This is a genomic window from Candidatus Schekmanbacteria bacterium (assembly GCA_003695725.1).
GTDB lineage: Bacteria > Schekmanbacteria > GWA2-38-11 > GWA2-38-11 > J061 > J061.
Genome location: RFHX01000176.1, coordinates 1 through 4,657 on the forward strand (window position 1 = coordinate 1; position 4,657 = coordinate 4,657).

Below are 4,657 nucleotides of genomic sequence, written 5' to 3' on the forward strand. Positions count from 1 at the left end.
CCGAAAGCTGACATTGCTTCTGACCGTGCCGCCCTAAGTGCCGAAGGAAGCTCATCTTTGTTTCTTACTATACGCATCCCTTTTCCGCCGCCGCCTGCTGCAGCTTTAACCATAACAGGGAATCCTATCTTTTGAGCAATAGAGAGGGCTTCATCATCATTTGTGTCATCAGTAGTGCCCGGAATTACAGGAATACCATTTTCAGTGATAAATTTCCTTGCAAATGTCTTGTTCCCCATTTTTTCTATTACATCCGCAGGCGGTCCAATGAATTTGATATTTTCTTTTGCACACCGTTCAGCGAATGCTCCATTTTCAGATAGAAAACCATAACCCGGATGGATTGCATCTGCCTTTGTTTTGAAAGCAACTTCCAATATCTTATCGATGTTTAGATAGCTTTCACGCGAAGGCGCAGGACCGATACAGTAGGCTTCATCTGCATATCCCACATGAAGAGAAGCCCTGTCAGCTTCAGAGAAGACTGCTACAGTCTTGATTCCCATCTCCTGACAGGCGCGGATAAGCCTTATGGCAATTTCGCCTCTGTTTGCAATCAATATTTTTGAAAACAACTTACGACCTCCTATTCTCTTCTTGATTCCAATGTATAAAGTCTATATGAAGGCACTCTATTTATCAACTTAAAAAAATTAGATTCTTTATACAAAAAAAATCTTTTTAAATCCATTTGGACTTACATATAATAATCTTAAATGAAATAAGAAATTTATAGGAGAAAAAAGAATTGAAGAAGAACATTTCTGCAAGTGAGAAATTGATTTTTGCTCTCGATGTTGACGGCTATGAGGAAGCGATGAAATGGGTAAAAAAACTCAAAGATTATGTCCGGGTATTTAAAGTTGGCAAACAGCTTTTTACTGCCTGCGGGCCCAATATTGTAAAGGAAATTTTAAAAAATGATTGCAAGGTTTTTTTAGACCTGAAATTCCATGATATTCCGAATACCGTATCTTCTGCTGTAATTGAAACAGCCAAACTTGGAGTTTCGATAATTACCATCCATGCCTCAGGCGGAAGAAAAATGATAGAAAAAACAAGGAAAGATGTCGATGAATTTTGTGCTGAAAAAGGAATTCCCGTGCCTCTTATAGCGGCAGTTACAGTGCTTACAAGTATTTCAGAAGAAGACCTTGCTGAGATAGGAGTCGGTTTTACGGCAAAAGAGCAAGTATTGAGACTTGCCAAACTTTCATTGGAAAGCGGAGCTGATGCAATAGTTTGCTCACCACTTGAGATTTCATTCTTGCGAAATTCATTGGGTAATAATTTTAAAATCATTGCACCGGGGATTAGGGACAGGGGCACAAAGGATGACCAAAAGAGGGTAATGTCTGCATCTGATGCAATAAAGGCAGGCGCCGATTATATTGTAGTGGGCAGGCCAATTAGAAACGCTCCTGATCCAATTTCGGCGGCAGAAAAGATTATTGGGGAAATAGCAGGCTCGAACTGATGCTTTTGCTTTTCTCTTTCTTTGACATTCAAAGGAGATTGTAATGTCCGAATTAAGAAAAGAGCCAATCAGCAGAAGGTGGATTTTGATAGCACCTGAGAGGAGACATAACGAAGGAAAGACGGAAGTTTCCGATGAGAAGGTATGTCCTTTCTGTAAAGGCAATGAAGAAATGACTCCAAGAGAGATTGAACGGCTTAGATGGACTTCAAAAAAAGATTCGGATTGGGACTTGAGAATTATTCCCGACAAATTTGCCTTGCTTAAAAAAGGAAACAATTTGGGAAGAAAGGGACTTGGTTTTTATGATGTTATGAACTCAGTTGGTCATCATGAACTTGTGATTGAAACTCCTAAACATGGCGAAACATGGTGGGATTATGACAAAACAAGAATGTGCAGAATACTTCAAGCCTATCGCGATAGATTTCAAAAGTTCAAGAAGGAAAGGAACTTGATGCACACAGTAGTTGTCAAAAGTCACGGCATAAGGGCAGACCATTCTATGCATTCCCATTCTCATATGCTTGGATTGCCTTTTGTTGTGAAGAGAGTGGAAGAAGAAGTAAGAAATGCAGAGGAATATTACAGAATGAAAGACCGTTGTATCTATTGCGATATTATAAGTGAAGAGATTAATGTAGGGGTGAGAATGGTTTACGAGAATAATGATTATGTCGTGTTTACGCCATTTGCTTCGAGATTTCAATTTGAGGTATGGATAATTCCAAAGATTCATCTGGCAGATTATTTGCAGGTGAGCAATGAGGCAATTTCCAATCTTGCAGATGCTTTTTCCATACTCTTTAAAAAGATAAACGATCAGCTCAAGAATCCGCCATTTAGTATAGTGCTTCATACCTCACCGATGAAACTTTCAGATACTGAATTTTATCATTGGCATTGGGAATTGAAGCCCACTTCACTCGATATGGCGGGATTCGAGTGGGCGACAGGACTCTATATGAACAAATTTCTTCCTGAAGAAGCGGCTTACATTTTAAGGAGAGCAAATCCTTCAAGCATTTGAATAATTTGTAAATCATCTCTGCGGAGTCTTTTTGTCGGATTTTTTTAATAATTTCAGTTTCATCGACTATCGGGCATTTGGAAAATCATAGGCATCAAAGTTGATATATTGGCAGAGTGCACTAATATATTTATTAGGGGGGTGAAAAAAAATAATAAAAATATGAAGGACAATTTTTACAGGGTATTGAACCATACTGCTGATGTAGGATTTGAGGTAGATGCAAGAGATAAAGATTTACTTTTTATACGATCTGCTTATGCGTTAATTGATTTGATGGTTGACATAGAACGAATCGAAGCAAAAGAGGAAAGGGAAATAAAAATATCTGATAGCTTTGATTTGGAGAGTCTTTTTATAAGTTGGCTTGGAGAAATACTATTTTACTTTGAAACAAAGGGATTTCTGACTTCGAAGGTAAAAAAAATAAATTTCAACGATGGCGGTATGGAAGCTTTGGTACTTGGAGAAAGATATGATGAAAAAAAACATCCAATTAAGGCAGTCTTTAAAGCACCTACTTATCATAATTTGAAAGTAGGGAAAGAAAATGGGATTTGGGTTGCAAGAGTAATATTGGATGTTTGATTTCATAAGTTGCCCCATTAAAGGTTTTCTTCATCGAGGAGGAGGTGCAAAGGATGTCGTTTCAAAATCTTGAGCAGATATCAGAAACAAAATGGCGGCTCAAAAAGACCGGCAATATGAGAGTTGATGGCATAGTCTATACGAGCGCTTCTATGCTCGATGATATAACGAAGGATGAGGCATTGACACAGGTTTCGAATGTTGCTTCTCTGCCGGGGATAATGAAAGCGTCTTTTGGAATGCCTGATATTCATTGGGGATACGGATTCCCGATTGGAGGGGTAGCGGCATTCGATATTGATTCAGGAGTCGTTTCTCCGGGAGGAGTAGGGTATGACATCAATTGCGGTGTAAGACTTTTGAGGACAGACCTTGTCAAAGATGACATATCAAAAAAGCTTGAGGACCTTTGTGCCGTTATATTTAATTCAGTCCCATCTGGCGTTGGTTCCAAAAGGGTTGATTTCACATTGAAGGATAAGGATTTGAAGGATGTCTTAAAGAAGGGCGCATATTGGGCTATTGAAAATGGCTATGGCTATGACTCCGATATAGAGTTTATCGAAGATGGAGGGATGATCAAGGGGGCTGAGCCCGAATTTGTAAGCAAACGCGCCATTGAACGGGGAAGCAATCAATTAGGGACAGTTGGTTCGGGAAACCATTTCATTGAAGTAGGTTTTGTTGAAGAAATTTATGACGAGGAAGCCGCAGAAATTTATGGCCTTTCATTGAATCAGATAACAGTGATGATTCATTCAGGTTCAAGGGGACTTGGCTATCAGATTTGTGATGATTATTTGAAGATTATGCAGAAAGCAACTGCAAAATATGGGATTAGTATTCCTGATAGACAGCTTTGTTCTGCTCCAATAAAATCTGATGAGGGACAAAGATATCTTTCATCAATGGCATGCGCAGCCAACTATGCCTTTGCCAATAGGCAGATAATGACACATCTGATAAGAGATGTTTTTATGAAATTTTTCAAGCTTTCTCCATCAACTTTAAAAATGAATCTCATATATGATGTTGCACACAATATTGCAAAGATTGAAAAGCATATGGTTGATGGAAAATTAAAAACGGTTTGTGTCCATAGAAAGGGGGCGACTCGTGCATTCTCTGAAAATCATAATGAAATTCCGCAAAGATACAGAAAAATTGGACAACCGGTTTTGATTCCCGGTGATATGGGAAGATGCTCTTATGTTTTGCGCGGTTCTTCAAAGGCGATGGAAGAAACATTTGGTAGTACCTGTCATGGGGCAGGACGAGTATTGAGCAGGAATGAAGCAAAAAAACACGGGAGAGGAAGGCAAATTGATGATGAGTTGAGAAAGCAGGGCATTATTGTTTGTGCCGCAGGAAGACATACACTCCTGGAGGAGATGCCTTCTGCGTATAAGGATGTTTCGCAGGTAGTAGATGTCGTCCATAATAGTGGAATAAGTTTAAAGGTGGCAAAACTACGCCCTCTTGCAGTTGTTAAGGGCTAACTTAACAGGAGGTGACAGTATGCCAAGAAGCGGAAATTTTCATCAGACAAAAACATTCAGAAA

The 4,657-nt window shown here is 39.2% G+C and carries 5 protein-coding genes; 4 read left to right on the top strand and 1 reads right to left on the bottom strand.

Annotation, left to right across the window (positions count from 1 at the left end):
* Positions 1-575, bottom strand: a 575-nt coding sequence (locus D6734_07065) for an ATP-grasp domain-containing protein (protein RMF94734.1), incomplete at its 3' end; no start/stop codon positions are given.
* A gap of 185 nt (positions 576-760) precedes the next feature.
* Between D6734_07065 and D6734_07070 the strand changes: the two genes are divergently transcribed.
* From D6734_07070 to D6734_07085, 4 genes are all read left to right on the top strand, one after another.
* Positions 761-1,477 carry an orotidine-5'-phosphate decarboxylase gene (locus D6734_07070; GenBank protein RMF94738.1) on the top strand — a complete coding sequence of 239 codons (717 nt, stop codon included), beginning with the start codon at positions 761-763 and terminating at the stop codon, positions 1,475-1,477.
* A gap of 43 nt (positions 1,478-1,520) precedes the next feature.
* The gene (locus tag D6734_07075; GenBank protein RMF94735.1) at positions 1,521-2,507 is read left to right on the top strand and encodes a galactose-1-phosphate uridylyltransferase; all 987 of its coding nucleotides are present in this window, start codon (positions 1,521-1,523) and stop codon (positions 2,505-2,507) included.
* A gap of 141 nt (positions 2,508-2,648) precedes the next feature.
* Entirely contained in the window at positions 2,649-3,095 is a 447-nt protein-coding gene (locus D6734_07080) for an archease (protein ID RMF94736.1), read from the top strand.
* Between the two features lie 53 nt (positions 3,096-3,148).
* Positions 3,149-4,594 (top strand): RtcB family protein, encoded by a 1,446-nt coding sequence (locus D6734_07085; GenBank protein RMF94737.1) that lies wholly within the window; start codon positions 3,149-3,151, stop codon positions 4,592-4,594.
* Positions 4,595-4,657 lie beyond the last annotated feature (63 nt).